We start from the raw sequence: 17,705 nt of genomic DNA, 5'->3' as shown, positions 1-17,705 counted from the left end.
GGAAGTCGGCCTCCTTGCTGTGGTTGGAACAGGATGGACCATTGAGGGCGATTGTTCAACAATCGAATGTGATGTTCGCTACTGCTGACGCTTCGTCACTATGATGGCGCAGATCACATACCCCACTGCATCGACCTGCTGAGAGTCGTCGCACCCAGGAGCAGCATGACCGAGCACCCCCGCCTCTCCGCCCCCCTGAGCATCGGGAGGCTGGAGCTTCCCCACCGCATCCTCATGGGCTCCATGCACACAGGTATGGAGGACGATCCCGAGCAGTTCCCCGAGCTCGCCGCGTACTTCGCCGAGCGCGCCCGCGGCGGAGCCGGCCTGATGATCACCGGCGGCTTCAGCCCCAACGGCGAAGGCCGCCTCACCCCCGGGGGCGGCCAGCTCTCGGATCCCGCCCAGGCGGCCCATCACCGGATCCTCACCGACGCCGTCCACGAGGCCGGCGGCCTGCTGGCCCTGCAGATCCTGCACGCGGGGCGCTACGCCTATCACCCGAAGGCGGTCTCCGCCTCGGCCACGCAGTCCCCCATCAGCCCGTTCCCCGCCCGAGAGCTGACCGACGAGCAGGTCCGGGCCGCGATCCAGGACTTCGCCCGCTGCGCCGTGCTCGCCCAGGAGGCCGGCTACGACGCCGTCGAGATCATGGGCTCGGAGGGCTACCTGCTCAACCAGTTCCTGGCCCAGCGCACGAATCAGCGCGACGACGAGTGGGGCGGGAACGCCCAGCGCCGTCGTCGCTTCCCGGTGGAGGTCGTGCGCGCGGTGCGCGCCGCGGCCCCGGGGCTGCCGATCATCTACCGGATCTCCCTGATGGACCTGGTCGACGGCGGCCAGGCCTGGGAGGACGTCGTCGCCCTGGCCCATGAGCTCGAGGACGCAGGCGTCGACGTCTTCAACACCGGCATCGGCTGGCACGAGGCCCGCGTGCCCACGATCGTCACGAGCGTCCCGCGCGCTGCCTTTACGGAGGCGACCGCCGCGCTGAAGGCCGAGGTCTCGGTGCCAGTCGCGGCGTCGAACCGCATCTCCATGCCGCAGGACGCGGAAGCGATCCTGGCCGAGGGCCAGGCCGATCTGGTGTCCATGGCGCGGCCCTTCCTGGCCGACCCCGCCTGGGTCCGCAAGGCTCTCGAGGGCCGCGAGGACCGGATCAACACGTGCATCGCCTGCAACCAGGCCTGCCTGGACCACACGTTCTCCCAGAAGCGGGCCTCCTGCCTGGTGAACCCGCGGGCGGGCCGCGAGACCACCCTGGTGCTCGAGCCCACGCGCACCGCGCAGCGGGTGGCCGTGATCGGCGCCGGCCCGGCAGGCCTGTCCACCGCGGTGGCCGCCGCCGAGCGCGGTCATCGGGTGGAGCTCTTCGAGGCCCAGGACCACCTGGGCGGGCAGTTCGCCCTGGCCCAGCGCATCCCCGGCAAGGAGGAGTTCGCCCAGACGCTGCGCTACTTCACCCAGCGGCTCGACGACCTGGGGGTGGAGGTCCGCACGGGGCACCGGGTGAGCGCCCAGGAGCTGATCGACGCCGGTTGGGACCACGTCATCCTGGCCACCGGGGTGGAGCCGCGCGTCCCCGAGATCGAGGGGCTCGAGCATCCGTCGGTCATCACCTATCCGGACCTGGTCAGCGGACGCCGCCAGGCCGGCGAGCGCGTGGCCGTGATCGGCGCCGGCGGCATCGGCGTGGACGTGTGCGAGTTCCTGACCCACGGCGGCCCGCAGCCCACGCCCGTGGAGGACTGGCAGAAGGAATGGGGCGTGGCTCCGCTCAGCGGCCCCAACGCCCAGATCGGCGGGCTGCGCAAGCCCGAGCCGGAGCCGTCGCCGCGCCAGGTGCACCTCATCCAGCGCCGCGCGTCCTCGATCGGCAAGGACCTGGGCGTCACGACCGGCTGGGTCCACCGCGCGGCCCTGCGGGCACGCGGCGTCCACCAGATCACCGGCGCGCAGTACGTGCGCATCGACGACGACGGCCTGCATCTCACGGTGCCCGCCGAGGACTCGTCCGGCACCGATGCCGCCGACGCCCCGCGCGAGCCCCTGGTGCTGCCGGTCGACTCGGTGATCCTGTGCGCCGGTCAGGTCTCCCAGCGCGAGCTCGTGGAGCCCCTGGAGCACTCCGGCATCAGCCTGCACATCATCGGCGGAGCGGATGTGGCCGCCGAGCTCGACGCCAAGCGCGCGATCAAGCAGGGCGTGGAGGTCGCTGCGGCGCTGTGAGCGCCCGGCGTTCGGCAGGCACGAGCCGCGGCCCTCTCGCCCGGCCGTGCTGCCAGCACACCATCGGAAAACCCCTGGAACTGCCAGGATGCTGGCAGCTCCATGGGCCTGAGGCGGTGCTGAATGAGGTTCAGCCGCGCCCGGTCGGCTCCGGAGTCTCGGTGCGGTCCTCGCGCCGCTCGTCCTGCGCATCGACCTCGGACAGCGAGAACGGGAAGTACTGCTCCAGGATGCGGGCGATGCCCTCGTCGTCGTTCGTGGCGGTGACGACATCGGCGGCCTCCTTGGCCTCCGGGATGCCGTTGCCCATGGCCACGCCCAGACCCGCCGCGGAGAGCATGGTGATGTCGTTGCCGTTGTCGCCGAAGGCCATGACGGCCTCCAGCGGGATGCCCTTGGCCGCGCAGTAGTCGGTGATCGCCGAGGACTTGTCCACGCCGCGGGCGGTGGCCTCGAAGTAGATCGGCGAGGAGAACGTGCACTCGGCGCGATCGGCGAAATCCCGGTCCAGCTCCTTCTGCAGCTCGAGCAGCTCGGGGCGCTCCCCGGTGAACAGCAGCTTGGTGGCCGGCTCCGGCAGATCGGCGACCTGCGGCAGCGGACGGATGCTCAGCGCGTTGCCCTCGGCCTCATGGCGGACCTGCGGGTGCTCGGGCTCCGAGGCGAAGAGCTCCTCCCCCAGCGGGATCATCACGATCAGGCCGCGCGAAAGCACGTGGTCGATGATCTCCTGCGCGGTCTGGGCGTCGATCTCCCGGCGGGCGATGACCTCCCCGGAGGCCTGGTCCACGATGATCGACCCATTCATGCCGGCCAGGATCAGATCCTCGCCGATCTCCAGCTTTTCGGCCAGCTGCTTCAGACCGGGGATCGGGCGGCCGGAGGCCAGCATGATCTGAGCGCCCGCCTCCCGGATGGCCTCCAGCCCCAGGCGGGTGCCGGGCTGGAGCTGGCGGTCGCTGCCCAGCAGGGTGCCGTCGATGTCGAAGGCGACGAGGCGGAAGGTCATTGGGGTCTCCTGTGCTGGGGGGCAAGCATTCCTGCCCCCCAGCATGCCAGCTCAGCGCCCGGGACGACGGGCCTTACAGCGGCGGCCAGGGGATCCGATATCCACCGGTCTCATCGTGCGGCAGCACCGGGTCTGCCAGCAGCATCTGCACCCGCAGCTGCAGGGCCATCTGCTCGACCGGGAAGAGCAGCTCCTCGAGCTCGTCGGGCAGCTGCTCGGCCAGTGGAGCCAGGTCCTCGAGCAGCCCCTCCGGCACGGGCTCGCCGGCGAACTCCCAGATCACGGTGCGCAGCTTGTCCGGGGCCGAGAAGCACAGCCCCTGATCGATCCCCCAGATGCGGCCGTCGGCGCCGTGCAGGACGTGGCCGCCCTTGCGATCGGTGTTGTTGGCGATGACGTCGAAGACCGCCATCCGCCGCAGATCGTCGTGCGTCTCGGGATGGGAGTCGTAGAGCGTGAAGTAGTGCTCCTGCGGATCGTGGTCCACGAAGCGCTGGATCGACCCGGGGCCGAAAGGCCCCTCCTCGCGCAGCACCGTGGTGGGGATCAGCCCCCAACCCAGGGCCTCGGACAGCACGTAGGCTGCCCGCTCCCGGCGGTAGATGCGCGGCGGGAAGTCGCGCAGGGGCTTCTCGCCCTCCTCCGCCTTGTAGACGCCGCGGACGGTGCGGCCGTCGTCGTCGGTCACGTCCACGAGCAGCGCGGAGTTGGAGGACTCGCGGAACAGGCCCACGAGCTCGATCTCCCCGTGCTGCAGGACGTGCTCGTCAGCGCTCATGGGGGGGGGATCAGTCCGAGAGCAGGTCGGACAGGAAGCCGTCGGTCGTGTTCATGCGCAGAACAGAAGGTGCCCGTCCCGGCATATACGAGATCGCCGAGACGGAGCAGGGATCCACGGAGATGCGCTGGAAGTGATCCAGGTGCGAGCCGAGCGCGTGGTTGAGCAGCACCTTGATGGGGTCCGCGTGAGAGAAGCACACGACGGTCTGGCCGGGATGCCGATCGCAGAGGCGCTGGATGCCCTCGACCATGCGGTACTGCATCTCCGTGAAGCTCTCCCCGTCCGGGAAGCGGAAGCTCGAGGGGCTCTGCTGCACGGCGGTCCACTCCGGCAGCTTGGCCAGGTGCTTGAGCTTCTCGCCGGTCCACTCGCCGAAATCGCACTCGAGCAGGTCCGACTGCGCCTCGGCGGTGAGCCCGGTGGCCTTCTCGACCGGCTCGGCGGTCTCCCGCGTGCGCTCCAGCGGCGAGGTGTACAGGGCGTCCACGGCCAGGCCCTGGAAGCGCTCGGCCAGCCGCTCGGCCTGCGCCAGGCCCTTCTCGGACAGGTGCAGCCCCGGTGCACGACCCGGCAGGACCTTTCCCGTGGTGGGGGTGAGTCCGTGGCGGACCAGCAGGATCAGCGTGGGGCGCTCGGCGGAGGTCTGGGAACTGTCGGTCTCGGTCTGTCTGTCGCTCACGCGCTCACCGTACCGCCCACGGCCGACTGCGGAAGAGGGGCGGAGGCACCGAGTGCGCTCAGCGCGAAAGCACCCAGCCGGGTACTGCCAGGCCACTTGTGCTGTCGCGGTGCAGGGCTAGCGTGAAGGTGTGACCGATCACCCTGACATCAGCACCCTGGGCGAGCTGCGCGCCGCCGATCTCCCTGTCCGCACCCTGCGTGAGGAGCTGCGGGCCAACCTGCTCGACGCCCTGGCGGAGGACCGCGACCCCTGGCCCGGTCTGCACGGCCTGAGCCGCACGGTCCTGCCGCAGGTCGAGCGCGCCCTGATCGCCGGGCACGACATCGTCCTGCTCGGCGAGCGCGGACAGGGCAAGACCCGTCTGCTGCGCACCATGGTGGGCCTGCTGGACGAGTGGTCCCCGGAGATCGAGGGCTCGGAGTTGCACGAGCACCCGCTGGATCCGATCACCGACGCCTCCCGGACCCGCATCGCCGCCGAGGGCGACTCCCTGCCCATCGTCTGGCGGCACCGCGACGAGCGCTACGTGGAGAAGCTGGCCACCCCGGACACGTCGGTCGCGGACCTCATCGGCGACGTCGACCCCGTGCGCGTGGCCGAGGGCCGCCGCCTGGGCAATCCGGAGACCATCCACTACGGCCTGATCCCCCGCGCCCACCGCGGCATCGTGGCCATCAACGAGCTTCCCGATCTGGCCGAGCGCATCCAGGTGGCCATGCTCAATGTCATGGAGGAGCGCGACGTCCAGATCCGCGGCTACGTCCTGCGCCTGCCCCTGGACGTGCTGGTCGTGGCTTCGGCCAACCCGGAGGACTACACCAACCGCGGGCGGATCATCACGCCGCTGCAGGACCGCTTCGGCGCGGAGATCCGCACCCACTACCCGATCGAGCTCGCGGACGAGATGGCCGTGATCTCGCAGGAGGCCGACCTGGTCGCCGAGGTCCCCGAGGCCCTGCTGGAGATCCTGGCGCGCTACACCCGGCTGCTGCGCGAGTCGCCGGCCGTGGATCAGCGCTCCGGAGTCTCGGCCCGCTTCTCGATCGCCGGTGCGGAGACCACGGCCGCGGCCGCCCTGCGCCGAGCCACGGTGTACCGGGAGGACACCGCCGTCGCACGGCTCGTGGACATCGACGCCGCCGTGGACGTGCTGGCCGGCAAGATCGAGTTCGAGGCCGGGGAGGAGGGCCGCGAGCAGGCCGTCCTGGACCACCTGCTGCGCCGGGCCACCGCCGAGACCCTGGCGGCACGGCTGCGCGGAGTGGACCTGGACCCCCTGATCGAGGCCCTGGACGGGACCGTCACCGTGACCACCGGTGCGGACATCCCCGCCCACGAGCTGCTGGAGGAGCTGCCAGAGCTGCCGGAGGAGAGCCAGGAGCTCTACGACCGGATCGCCCAGGCCTTCGGCGCCGAGTCCGCCGGCGAGCGCGCCGCGGCCGTCGAGCTGGCCCTCGAGTGGCTGTTCCTGGCCCAGAAGATCTCCAAGGACGCCGACGACGACGGCACCATCTACGGCTGAGCACGGGCTCCCGGCGCCGCTGACCGGGTCCGCGCTCGTCGTCCCTGCACCACGGAAAGAAGGTGCGCAGTGCCTGCGTATCGCAACAGCCGCTACGGCCGCTATCGCGGGGGACCCGATCCCCTGGCGCCGCCGCCGGACCTCACGGAGGCCCTGGACGCGATCGGCCGCGATGTCATGGAGGGGTACTCGCCGCAGGATGCCCTGCGCGAGTTCCTGCGCCGCGGCGGTCGCGGCCAGCGCGGCCTGGACGACCTCTCCCGGCGGGTGAACCAGCGCCGCCGCGAGCTGCTCGGCAAGCACAGCCTGGGCGGCACGCTCGATGAGGTGAAGAGCCTGCTCGAGCAGGCCGTGCGGCTGGAGCGCGAGCAGCTGCTGCGTGACGCCCGCATGGATCCCACGGACCGGCAGCTGCGGGAGATGCAGCTCGGTGCGCTGCCGTCGTCCACGGCCGCGGCCGTGTCCGAGCTGGCGGACTACGACTGGGCCTCTCAGCAGGCCCGGCAGACCTATGAGCAGATCAAGGACAAGCTCGGCCGCGAGGTGCTGGATCAGCGCTTCGCCGGCATGAAGCAGGCCCTGGAGGGCGCCACGGAGGAGGACCGCCAGGAGATCTCGCAGATGCTCGCCGATCTCAACGAGCTGCTGGCCAAGCACGCCCGCGGGGAGGACACCCCTGAGGACTTCGAGCAGTTCATGGAGGAGCACGGGGAGCACTTCCCGGAGGATCCGCAGGACATCGACGAGCTGATCGACGCCCTGGCCCAGCGCTCGGCGGCAGCCGCCCGCATGATGAACTCCATGACGCCGGAGCAGCGCCAGGAGCTCATGGAGCTGTCGGCCCAGGCCTTCGGCTCCCCGCAGCTCATGGAGCAGCTCAGTCAGCTCGACGCCAACCTCCAGGCCCTGCGCCCCGGCGAGGACTGGAGCGGCTCCGAGCGCTTCGAGGGCCAGGAGGGCCTGGGACTCGGCGACGGCACCGGGGTGCTGCAGGACATCGCGGACTTGGATGCCCTGGCCGATCAGCTCTCCCAGAGCCATCAGGGCGCGGCCCTGGATGACATCGACCTCGACGCCCTGGGCCGGCAGCTCGGCCAGGACGCCGCCGTGGATGCCCGCACGCTCAGCGATCTCGAGAAGGCCCTGCGCGACTCCGGGCTGCTGCACCGCGGATCGGACGGCGCGCTGCGGCTCTCCCCGCGCGCGGTGCGCCAGCTCGGGCGGGCGCTGCTGCGCGACACCGCCGAGCAGCTCTCCGGCCGCCCCGGCTCACGGGACACCCGCCACACCGGAGCCTCGGGAGAGCTCACCGGCTCCACCCGGGCCTGGCAGTTCGGGGACCTGGAGTCCTGGGATGTGACCCGCACGATCACCAACGCGATCCAGCGCACCGTCGGGGAGGGCGGCGATCCGTCCCGCGGCATGCGACTGCGCGTGGAGGATGTCGAGGTCCAGGAGACCGAGGACCGCACGCAGGCGGCGGTGGCGCTGCTCGTGGACACGTCGTTCTCCATGGCCGCCGAGGGCCGGTGGCTGCCCATGAAGCAGACCGCCCTGGCCCTGCATCACCTGATCAGCACCCGGTTCCGGGGCGATTCCCTCGAGCTGATCTCCTTCGGGCGCTGGGCGCGCAGCCTGGACGAGAATGAGCTGACCGCCATGCCGCCGGTGCACGAGCAGGGCACCAATCTGCATCACGGCCTGCTGCTGGCTGGGAGGTTCTTCCGCCGGCACCCGTCGATGCAGCCGATCCTGCTGATCGTCACCGACGGTGAGCCCACCGCGCACCTGCTGCCCAGCGGCGACGCTCACTTCGACTGGCCCACCTCCACCCCCACGCTGCAGGCGACCGTCTCCGAGCTGGACCGCGTCACCCGCACCGGGGCGCACACCACGTTCTTCCAGCTCGGCGACGACCCCGGCCTGAGCCGCTTCCTCAACGCCATGGCTCGCCGGGCCGACGGCCGCGTGGTGGCCGTGGATCCCGAGGAGCTCGGCTCGGCGGTGCTGGACGAGTACCTCTCGTCCAAGGGCGGGGAATGAAGCGACGGAATATGTCGGACTCGTCCTGTCTTGAACCGAACAGTTCCGTCCCGCCGCCAAGGAGGCCGCTCATGCCCGATCTGTTCGACCAGCTGACCCTGGGAGCTCTCGAGATCCCCAACCGCGTGGTCATGGCACCGCTGACCCGCCTGCGCGCTCAGGCCGACGGCACGCCGTCGGACCTGAACGTCGAGTACTACGCCCAGCGCGCCTCGGCGGGCCTGGTCACCACGGAGGGCACCTTCCCCGCAGCCGTCGGGCGGTCCTACCCGGGTCAGGCCGGCATCGCCAACGACGCCCACGCCGCCGGGTGGAAGCGCGTGGCCGAGGCGGTGCATGCCGAGGGCGGGCGGCTGTCCATGCAGGTCATGCACGGTGGCCGCATCTCGCATCCGGAGATCAACGGCGGTCAGCAGCCCGTGGCCCCCAGCGCGATCGCCCCCGGCACCTCCCTGCACCTGCAGGACGGGCGCAAGGACGAGATCCCCGTGCCCCGCGAGCTGAGCACCGAGGAGCTGGCCGGTGTCCGCGACGAGTTCGCGGCCGCCGCACGCCGGGCCGTCGACGCCGGGGTGGATCTGATCGAGCTGCACAGCGCCAACGGCTATCTCCTGCACCAGTTCCTGGCTCCGGCGTCGAATCAGCGCACGGACCGGTACGGCGGGACGCCTGCGGCGCGGGCGTCGTTCGTGGCGGAGGTTGTGCGCGCCGTGGCCCAGGAGGTCGGAGCCGATCGCACTGCGATCCGCCTGTCCCCGGGCAACGGAGCGCAGGGCACGGCGGAGACCGATCCGCAGGAGACCGAGGCCACCTACCGCACGCTGCTGCAGGAGATCGGCGGGCTGGGCCTGTCCTATGTCTCGCTGCTCGTGGCGGATCCGCAGGACCCCTCGGTCGCCCTGGTCCGCGAGCTGTTCGACGGCCCGCTCCTGCTGAACACCGGGTGGGCGGAGATCACCGATCTGGAGACTTCGCGCGCGATCGTGGACAGCGGCGCCGGCGATGCAGCCGTGGTGGGCCGCAGCATGATCGCCAACCCCGATCTGGTGCAGCGCTGGCGCGAGGGCCTGCCGGTCAACGAACCCGACCCTTCCACCTTCTACACGCACGAGGCCGCCGGCTACACCGACTACCCGCTGGCTGTGAGCGGATCCGCCGCACCGGAAGGCCCCGCCATGACACGGCCCTGAGCCAATCACAACGGGGGTTCGCGCCGTCAGCGAACAGCCAGGTCAGGACCAGGCTCGACACAGACAGTCAGGGTGCTGATGTTCTAGGCTCGAAGCATGACGAACAACGAGAAGCACGACCAGCTCACCTTCCAGAACCCCACGACCCGCTACGTGCAGATCGACCCGCCGGTGCAGTCCCAGGAGGCCCCCGGCCTGGACCGCGACCTGGATCCCCGCGCCGATCTGGGCGAGGAGACCTACCGCGGCACCGGGCGCCTGGAGGGCCGCACGGCCCTGATCACCGGCGGCGACTCCGGCATCGGCGCCGCCGTGGCGATCGCCTTCGCCCGCGAGGGAGCGAACGTGGCCATCAGCTACCTCCCGGAGGAGGAGCAGGACGCCCAGCACGTCAAGGAGGTCATCGAGGGCGCTGGCCGCAAGGCCCTGCTGCTGCCCGGCGACCTGCGCGACAAGGACTTCGCCCGCAAGCTGCCCGGCAAGGTCGCCGATGAGCTCGGCGCCCTGGACATCCTGGTCAACAACGCCGGGCGCCAGTACCACTGGGAGAGCCTCGAGGCGATCACGGACGAGCAGTTCGAGAACACCTTCGACATCAAGCTGTTCTCGATGTTCCGCGTCACGCAGGCGGCGCTGAACGTGATGCCGGCGGGCTCGTCGATCATCAACACCACCTCCGTGCAGGCCTACAAGCCCTCGGAGACCCTGGTGGACTACGCGTCCTCGAACGGCGCCATCAACGCCTTCACCCAGGCCCTGGCCCAGCAGCTCGTCGAGCGCGGCATCCGCGTCAACGCCGTGGCTCCGGGCCCCATCTGGACGCCGCTGCAGGTCACGGACAACAAGAACGAGGAGCAGCTGACCTCGTTCGGCCGCCAGGCCACGATCGGGCGCGCCGGTCAGCCCACCGAGCTCGCCCCGGCCTACGTCTACCTGGCCTCCCCCGAGTCCAGCTACGTCACCGGCGACGTCCTCAACGTCAACGGAGGCTCGCCCGTCGCCTGATCGGCATACGCCACCGCACGACCACGCCGGGTCGGAGCCTCCCCAGGCTCCGGCCCGGCGTCCTACGCTGAGGAGCATGACCATCAAGGCACAGCGCATCACCGATTCGATCGCCCATCACGCAGAGGGCCCTGTCTGGTGGGCGGCCACCGGGCGCCTGAGGTTCGTGGACATGCTCCACGGGGCGATCATCGAGATCGACGACGACGGCGGCCATCAGCGCCTGGAGGTCCCCTCCCGGATCGCCTCGATGCTGCGCCCGCGGGTGGGCGGCGGCGCCGTCGTCGGGCTGGAGAACGGCATCGGCCTGGCCCGCCAGGAGGATCTCTCGGATCTCGAGCAGATCGTGACCCTGTTCGAGGATTCCGGGCTGCGCACGAACGAGGGCGGCTGCGATCCCCAGGGCCGGCTCTGGCTGGGCGACATGGCCTATGAGAAGACCGAGGGCGCCTCGAGCGTCTACCGCTGGGACGGGCCCGGCACCGAGCCGCAGACGGCCTGGGATGGCGCGACCATCGCCAACGGCATCGGCTGGAGCCCGGACGGGGACCTCGCCTACTGGAACGACACCCCCACGGGACAGATCACGGTCTTCGACCACGACCCGGAGCGCGGACCCGTCGACCCCCGCGCCTTCGTGCGGATCCCGGAGGACGCGGGGCACCCCGACGGCCTCACCGTGGATGCCGAGGGCGGCATATGGACAGCGCTCAACGGCGGCAGCGCCGTGCACCGCTACTCCCCCGAGGGCGAGCTCACCGAGGTGATCGAGCTGCCCGTCCGCCAGATCACCGCCTGCACCTTCGGCGGCCCGGACCTGGACCGGCTGTTCATCACGACGTCGCGGGAGAACCTCCCCGATGACGAGGAGCCGGCGGCCGGATCGATCTACGCCGTCGAGCCGGGCGTGCGCGGCATGCAGCCGCTGGCCTTCGGAGGCTGAGCCGTGCAGATCCTGCGCAGAAGCCGCTCCCGGCGCGCACCGCGCCTGGCACCCCGGCTGCTGGCCACCGGCGCCGCCGTGACCACCACGGCAGCGATCGGCTCGCTCGCCACGGGTCCGGCGGTGCGCTCCCCCGAGTGCACCCAGCTGGACAAGCCCTCATGGCAGCCGCCGGGAGTCGCGTTCCCGATCGTATGGACGGGCCTCTACACGGTCATCGCGTGCTCGTCGGCGCTGGCGCTGACGAACCTCGCCCGGCACCGCGAGCGAGCGCAGGCCGATGAGCACGAGCTCGTGCCGCCGCAGCGGCCGCGGGTCCCCGCGCGGCGCTCCCGCCCGCTGTCCCGGCAGCTGAGTCGTCGCAGCGCCGGGCTGCGTCGATCCCTGGCCGTGAATCTCGCGCTGAACGCCGGCTGGTGCTGGACCTTCTTCCGGGCCCGCGAGTTCGAACTGGCCTCGGTGCACGCCGCCGTGCTGACCCTCAGCTGCGCAGACCTGAGCCGACGTGCGGGCTCCGCCCATCGAGGAGCGGGGGCAGCCCTGGTCCCCTACGTCCTGTGGTGCGGCTTCGCAACGGCGCTGAGCACTTCGATCGCGCGGCGCAATCCCCGCCGGTGAGCCGCTCGATCGAAGAATTCTCTGCCGTCAGCACCTCACAGCCCCAGCACAGGTCCAGGCGAACCTCGGCACAAGGGCCGCTCGTAGCTTCGTGATCAGACAGCCCGGCAGCAGCGCCGGGCGGACCCCGATCACGAAGGAGCAGCCGTGCTCTTCCTGCGCCGCAGCCGCGACACCGCTTCCCAGGACTCCGCCTCTCAGGAGCCCACTGCCGAGCCGCCCGCCGACAACGAGAACGACCCTCGGGTCGAGATGATCGACGGGATGCCGCACTACCAGGGGCGCCCGCTCGAGCGGCCCGAGGACGAAGTCCAGGACCAGGGGCTGTCCTTCGACCTGCAGACGCTCGTCTCCCGTCGCAGCGCGCTCTCGGCGCTGGGCCTGGGTGCCACCGCCTTCGGGCTGGCGGCCTGCGCGCCCACCTCGAGCTCCTCCTCGGCGTCCTCGTCGGCCTCCGCCACGAGCTCGGCGACCCCCACCGATGACGCCTCGATCGACGTGGCCTCCGAGATCCCCGATGAGACCGCCGGCCCCTACCCCGGTGACGGCTCGAACGGGCCCGACGTCCTGGAGGAGTCCGGCGTGGTGCGCAGCGACATCCGCTCGAGCTTCGGCACCGGCTCCGCCACGGCCGAGGGCATCCCCATGACCCTGGAGATGACCATCGTGAACATGGCCGACAGCTACAAGCCCTGGGCCGGAGCTGCTGTCTACGTCTGGCACTGCGACCGCGATGGCGAGTACTCCATGTACTCCGAGGGCATCGAGGATGAGAACTACCTGCGCGGCGTGCAGATCGCCGACTCGAGCGGCAAGGTCACCTTCACCAGCATCTTCCCCGCCTGCTACACGGGTCGGTGGCCGCACATCCACTTCGAGGTCTTCCCGGATGAGGCATCGATCACCGATCAGTCCAACGCGGCGTCGATCTCGCAGATCGCGATCCCGCAGGCCACCTGCGATGAGGCCTACGCGACCGCGGGCTACGAGTCCTCGGTGACCAACATGGCCTCGCTGTCCCTGGACACGGACAACGTGTTCAGCGACGACGGCGGGCAGACCCAGCTGGCGACCGTGACCGGTGATGCCAAGAGCGGGTACACCCTGTCGATCACCGTGGGCGTGGACACCAACACGGAGCCGTCGATGGGCGGCGGGGCCGGCGCCCCCGGCGCTGCACCTGCGGCCTGAGCCTCCGGCGAGGTCCCGCCTCATCGGCTCCCGCAGCCTCAGCTCATGGATTCCGAGATCGGCATACTGACTGGTCCCGGCTGGTTCTCGGCCAGCCAGGATGCCAGGGTCCGCAGCCGGGCCTCGGAGTCCGAGCCCTTCTCGGTGGAGTAGAGGAACAGCGTCTGATCCTCCGCGCCGGTGACCTCCAGGGCCTCGTAGTGCACATCGATGCGGCCCACGAGCTGGTGGTTCAGGCGCTTGAGGCCGTCGCGGCGCTCGGTCACCCGGTGATCCGCCCACCAGGTGCGGAACTCCTCGCTGCGCAGAGACAGCTCCCCCACGAGCTGAGCCAGCTGGGGATCGTCGGGGTGGCGCCCGGCATCCAGGCGCAGGGTGCCGACCATGGAGGAGGCGACCTTCTCCCAGTCCACGTACTTCTCGCGAGCCTCGGGGTCCAGGAAGGCCCAGTGGATGAGGCTGCGCTGCCCGGGGGCGCGGGCGGGGATGTCCGCCAGCAGGGAGGCGGCCAGCGGATTCATGGCCAGGACCTCCGTGCGGCGACCGCGCACGAAGGCCGGATGATCGGTGAAGGTCTCGAGCAGCGAGTGCTTGAGGCGCTGCTGCTCCGCCGTGGGGGGCCTGGCCCGCTGGGGCAGTGCCAGCGCCCGGGCCAGATCCTGCAGGTGGCGGGCGGCGGTGGGGTCCAGCTCGAGCGCCTCGGCCAGGGCGAGCTGCACCGATTCCGAGGGCCGCTTGTGCCGGCCCTGCTCCAGGCGCGTGTAGTAGTCCGTGCTCACCCCTGCCCGCGCTGCGACCTCCTCGCGACGCAGACCGGGGACTCGCCGACGGGGCCCGTCGTCGTCGGGGGCCAGCGCAGCGCGCCGGGCCTTGAGGAAGTCCCCGAACTCGTTGCCTGCGCTCATGGACGCCGTCCTCCCTCGCTGTGCTCATCGTCGGTCCTGCGGCTTTGTCTCCATGATGCCGTCGCAGCGGCGCGGACGGAGTATCTGATCCTGGGTATGCCATACCCAGGATCAGGTGGGCGCAGGTGCCGGGGTGCGCTGGGGGGCCGGCTCTGGTGGACTGAGCGGAATCCGTCCGCCGTCCAGCCACCGGGCAGTCCCATGTCGACACGGCAGCGTGCTCCGGTCCTCGAGCGGCCCGACCTCTCCCCCGCCGGGCCTCGGCAGCTGCTGCGCGACCTCAGTCCCGAGTACGCGGTCAACGGCCTGATCGGCCTGATCTTCTCAGCCTCCGGGCCGATCGCCGTGACGCTGGCCGTGGGTGCCTCCGGCGGGCTGTCGGATGAGCAGATCGCTTCCTGGGTCTTCGGCATCTTCCTCTCGGCGGGGCTGGCGACCATCTTCATGTCCCTGCTGTTCCGCCGCCCCTTAGGCTTCGCCTGGTCGATCCCGGGAACCGTGCTGCTGGGGCCGTCGCTGCAGCACCTGTCCTTCCCGGAGGTCGTGGGTGCGTTCTTCACCACGGGTGTCCTGGTCATGGGACTGGGCATGACCGGTGTGGTGCGCAGGGCCATGGCCGCGATCCCCATGCCGATCGTGATGGCCATGGTCGCGGCGATCTTCCTGCGCTTCGGCACGGACGTCGTGGACGCCTCCACCTCTGCCCCGGCGATCGCCCTGCCGATGGTCATCGTGATCGTCCTGCTCACCGCGGTGCCCGCCCTCGGCAAGCGCATGCCCCCGGTTCTGGGGACCCTGCTGATCGGGCTGGTCATGGTGGTCGCCACGGGCCAGTTCCGCTTCGAGGCCGACGGCCGCGTGCCGGCCCAGCCCGTCTTCACCGCCCCCGAGTTCACCCTGGCCGCCCAGCTCGAGCTGCTGGTGCCGCTGGCGATGACGGTGCTCGTGGTGCAGAACGGCCAGGGCATCGCCGTGCTGCGCCAGGCCGAGCACGATCCGCCCATCAACTCGTTCGCCGTGGCCTCCGGCGCCTTCTCGATCGTCAATGCGTCGGTCGGCGCGGTCTCCGCCTGCGTCACCGGCCCCACGAACGTGCTCCTGACGGCATCGGGGCAGAAGCAGCGGCAGTACACGGCGGCTGTCACCTACGGCGTGCTCTCGCTGGTCTTCGCCCTGTTCGCCCCGGTGTTCACGCGGTTCATGCTCGCCACCCCGGAGGCCTTCGTGCTGGCGCTGGGCGGCATCGCGATGATCAAGGCCCTGCAAGGGGCGTTCGTCACCGCGTTCTCCACGCGCTTCACGTTCGGCGCCCTGGTGACCTTCGTGGTCACGGTCTCGGGGCTGGACCTGTTCAACATCCACGCCGCGTTCTGGGGCATCCTCTTCGGCTACGTCGTCTCCCGCGTCCTGGAGCCCCAGGACCACCTGGGCCTCGGCTGGCCCGCCGCACCTGGGTTCCAGGCGCGGCGGGCCTCGTGCGAGATCACTGCACGCCGGCTCGACTCACTCACCGACCGAGGTCACTCGGCGTCGGCGTGGTACTCCACGGCGTCGTCGTGGAGCATCCACAGGTCCGGGCCGAAGATCTCGTAGCGGATCTGCTTGCCCGGGATGCCGGCGCCGATCAGGGCAGAGCGGGTCTCCTTCATGAAGTCCAGGCTGCCGCAGAGGTAGACCTCCGCACCCGCGTCAACGCCCTGGGCACCGAAGTCGGCACGGCCGATGTGGTCGGCCTCGCCCTCCTCGACCGTCCAGCGCTCGAAACGCGCCTCCGGCAGCTTCTCGATGAGGGCCTTCTGCTCCTCGAGCAGCGGCGCCGCCGCGTCCGAGGAGTCCACGCGGAACGCAGTGACCTGGCGCTGCGATCCCTCGGCGACCAGACGGTCCAGGAACGCGACCATGGGCGTGACGCCGATGCCCGAGGAGATCAGAACGAGCGGGGCGGTGGAGCCGGTGAGGACCACGTCGCCGTACGGGTTCGACAGCTTGACCGTGGAGCCGACCTCCATGGCGGTCACGACCGGCGAGACCTCCCCGTCCATGTCCTGCTTGACGGCCAGGCGGCGCTGACGGGGGCTGTCGACCGGGATCAGCGTGAACTGCCGGGACTGCTCGATGCCCTCGGGCAGCCGCACCTTGATCGAGACGTACTGCCCGGCCACCGCATCGGTCATGGGGGTGTCGTCGGCGGGCTCGTAGGTGAGGACATAGGTGCCCTCCGAGGTCGCGCGCTTGTCCACGAGGGTGAACTCGTTGAACACGTTGTCGTTGGCCTGCTCGGAGTACAGGCCCTTCTCGAGCTTGATGAGGGCATCGGCCATGAGCCAGTAGACCTCGGTCCAGGCCGCGGCGGCCTCCGGGGTCAGGGCATCGCCCAGGTCATCGGCGATCGCGCCCAGCAGGTGCTTCTCCACGATCGGGTACTGCCCCTCCACGATGCCCAGCGACGTGTGCTTATGGGCCACGCGCGAGAGCAGCTCGTCGGGGTAGGACTCCGGGTGGTTGAGGATGTGGGTGGCGAAGGCGACCACGGAGCCGGCCAGGGCGAGGGGCTGCTCACCGGTGCGCTGGTTCGCGCGGCTGAAGATGCCCTCCTCGATCAGCTGCGGCTCCGCCTCGAACATCGACTGGTAGAACTTCGGCGCGATGTCCGGAAGGCGCTCCGCGATCACGGGCGCGGTGGCTTCGATGAGCGGGCGGGCTGACTCGGAGAGCATGGGCTCCTCTTCCTGTGCACGGCTTCGCCCCATCGCCGCCGACGGAGTCCCCCGCGGCAGGCGCTGAGCCGACGGCCGGTTCCGGCCGCACCTTGGATCGTTGCACCGCCGCCGCGGCCGGGGCTTGATCTTGGTCAAGCCCCGGCAACCGGTTGCCGCCGTCCCGGGGACGGCTCACATCCCCGCAGGCCCTCCTTCGGCACGACGGCGCAGTGCCGGCCTCGTGGCCCGCAGGGCGATCGGGATCATGCATGGCCGCACCGGCTCCGAGCACGACGACGACGGCCGCCAGAGTCATCGGCGAGATCAGCGCCCCTGCCCCGATCATGGGCGACAGGACGATCACGGTCGCTCCCACGGCGATGACCAGCAGGACCCGCAGCGGCCGCATCACCGCCAGGCGACGGGCCCGATCGATCTGCGCCACGGGCATGCCCAGCCGGTGCAGGCCGAACCACACCTGCCAGCGATCATCGGCCGCGGCGAGACCGGCCGTGCCCAGCAGCGCGGCGACGCGCAGAGCGATCGCCCACCAGGGCAGCACCAGGGCGGCGGCCCCGATCCGCACACCGTCCACATGCAGCCCGCCCAGGGCCGGGATCAGCGCCGCGTAGATGCCCAGGCCGGCCAGCAGCCCGATCGCAGCCTGGAGAAGCGCCTCGAGGAGCACGAGGGCATGCAGCATGGCTCTCCCTGCCCCCAGCAGGCGCAGCCAGGACAGCCGCGCATCGCGCCGCCGCGCGGACAGCTTGGCCGCAGCGCCAGCGAGCTGCACGAGCGGCAGGCCGAGAATGCACGGCGCCACAGCGCTGAGGGCCCTGTACAGCATCCGCATCCCGGGCTCGGCGTAGTCGTGGCTCCAATCGGAGC

General features: G+C 70.7%; 15 protein-coding genes. 9 read left to right on the top strand and 6 right to left on the bottom strand.

What is annotated here, in order from left to right:
* The first annotated feature begins 165 nt into the window (after positions 1-165).
* Positions 166-2,229, top strand: coding sequence for an NADPH-dependent 2,4-dienoyl-CoA reductase (locus RF645_RS06315; protein ID WP_058871611.1), 2,064 nt, complete (start codon positions 166-168; stop codon positions 2,227-2,229).
* Positions 2,230-2,359: 130 nt separating this feature from the next.
* Here the strand turns inward: RF645_RS06315 and RF645_RS06310 are convergent, their stop codons facing one another.
* From RF645_RS06310 to RF645_RS06300, 3 genes are all read right to left on the bottom strand, one after another.
* Positions 2,360-3,238 (bottom strand): Cof-type HAD-IIB family hydrolase, encoded by an 879-nt coding sequence (locus tag RF645_RS06310; RefSeq protein ID WP_006215349.1) that lies wholly within the window; start codon positions 3,236-3,238, stop codon positions 2,360-2,362.
* 73 nt (positions 3,239-3,311) lie between these two features.
* A complete protein-coding gene (locus RF645_RS06305) occupies positions 3,312-4,016 on the bottom strand; it encodes an SCO1664 family protein (protein WP_278855913.1) in 705 nt (234 codons plus the stop codon).
* A 10-nt stretch (positions 4,017-4,026) separates the two neighbouring features.
* Positions 4,027-4,698, bottom strand: coding sequence for an MSMEG_4193 family putative phosphomutase (locus RF645_RS06300; RefSeq protein WP_368818782.1), 672 nt, complete (start codon positions 4,696-4,698; stop codon positions 4,027-4,029).
* Between the two features lie 130 nt (positions 4,699-4,828).
* On the opposite strand from RF645_RS06300, the gene RF645_RS06295 reads away from it, so the two are divergent.
* The 7 genes from RF645_RS06295 (at position 4,829) to RF645_RS06265 (ending at position 13,213) form a co-directional block, all read left to right on the top strand.
* A complete protein-coding gene (locus RF645_RS06295) occupies positions 4,829-6,223 on the top strand; it encodes a sigma 54-interacting transcriptional regulator (RefSeq protein WP_368818781.1) in 1,395 nt (464 codons plus the stop codon).
* 69 nt (positions 6,224-6,292) lie between these two features.
* The gene (locus RF645_RS06290) at positions 6,293-8,266 is read left to right on the top strand and encodes a VWA domain-containing protein (RefSeq protein ID WP_368818780.1); all 1,974 of its coding nucleotides are present in this window, start codon (positions 6,293-6,295) and stop codon (positions 8,264-8,266) included.
* Positions 8,267-8,337: 71 nt separating this feature from the next.
* A complete protein-coding gene (locus RF645_RS06285) occupies positions 8,338-9,456 on the top strand; it encodes an alkene reductase (RefSeq protein WP_368818779.1) in 1,119 nt (372 codons plus the stop codon).
* Positions 9,457-9,552: 96 nt separating this feature from the next.
* Positions 9,553-10,461 carry an SDR family oxidoreductase gene (locus RF645_RS06280; protein WP_006215343.1) on the top strand — a complete coding sequence of 303 codons (909 nt, stop codon included), beginning with the start codon at positions 9,553-9,555 and terminating at the stop codon, positions 10,459-10,461.
* Between the two features lie 76 nt (positions 10,462-10,537).
* Entirely contained in the window at positions 10,538-11,404 is an 867-nt protein-coding gene (locus RF645_RS06275) for an SMP-30/gluconolactonase/LRE family protein (RefSeq protein WP_029643499.1), read from the top strand.
* A 3-nt stretch (positions 11,405-11,407) separates the two neighbouring features.
* Complete coding sequence (locus RF645_RS06270; protein WP_368818778.1) at positions 11,408-12,022, top strand: TspO/MBR family protein; 615 nt, start codon at positions 11,408-11,410, stop codon at positions 12,020-12,022.
* A 147-nt stretch (positions 12,023-12,169) separates the two neighbouring features.
* Positions 12,170-13,213 carry an intradiol ring-cleavage dioxygenase gene (locus tag RF645_RS06265; RefSeq protein ID WP_368818777.1) on the top strand — a complete coding sequence of 348 codons (1,044 nt, stop codon included), beginning with the start codon at positions 12,170-12,172 and terminating at the stop codon, positions 13,211-13,213.
* Between the two features lie 38 nt (positions 13,214-13,251).
* Here the strand turns inward: RF645_RS06265 and RF645_RS06260 are convergent, their stop codons facing one another.
* On the bottom strand, positions 13,252-14,118 hold the full coding sequence (locus tag RF645_RS06260) for a helix-turn-helix transcriptional regulator (protein ID WP_368818776.1): 867 nt from the start codon (positions 14,116-14,118) through the stop codon (positions 13,252-13,254).
* Between the two features lie 201 nt (positions 14,119-14,319).
* On the opposite strand from RF645_RS06260, the gene RF645_RS06255 reads away from it, so the two are divergent.
* Positions 14,320-15,711, top strand: a complete 1,392-nt coding sequence (locus RF645_RS06255) for a benzoate/H(+) symporter BenE family transporter (RefSeq protein WP_368818775.1) — start codon at positions 14,320-14,322, stop codon at positions 15,709-15,711.
* Here RF645_RS06255 and RF645_RS06250 read toward each other — a convergent pair.
* Together RF645_RS06250 and RF645_RS06245 are read right to left on the bottom strand one after the other, a co-directional pair.
* A complete protein-coding gene (locus RF645_RS06250; protein ID WP_368818856.1) occupies positions 15,639-16,790 on the bottom strand; it encodes a globin domain-containing protein in 1,152 nt (383 codons plus the stop codon). The genes RF645_RS06255 and RF645_RS06250 overlap by 73 nt on opposite strands.
* Entirely contained in the window at positions 16,675-17,664 is a 990-nt protein-coding gene (locus tag RF645_RS06245) for an ABC transporter permease (RefSeq protein ID WP_259870021.1), read from the bottom strand. The genes RF645_RS06250 and RF645_RS06245 overlap by 116 nt, the downstream gene beginning before the upstream one ends.
* Positions 17,665-17,705: the final 41 nt, after the last annotated feature.

The organism is Kocuria sp. CPCC 205260, from assembly GCF_040981045.1.
In the GTDB taxonomy this organism is placed as follows: domain Bacteria; phylum Actinomycetota; class Actinomycetes; order Actinomycetales; family Micrococcaceae; genus Kocuria; species Kocuria palustris.
This window is presented reverse-complemented; position numbering and strand designations above follow the sequence as displayed.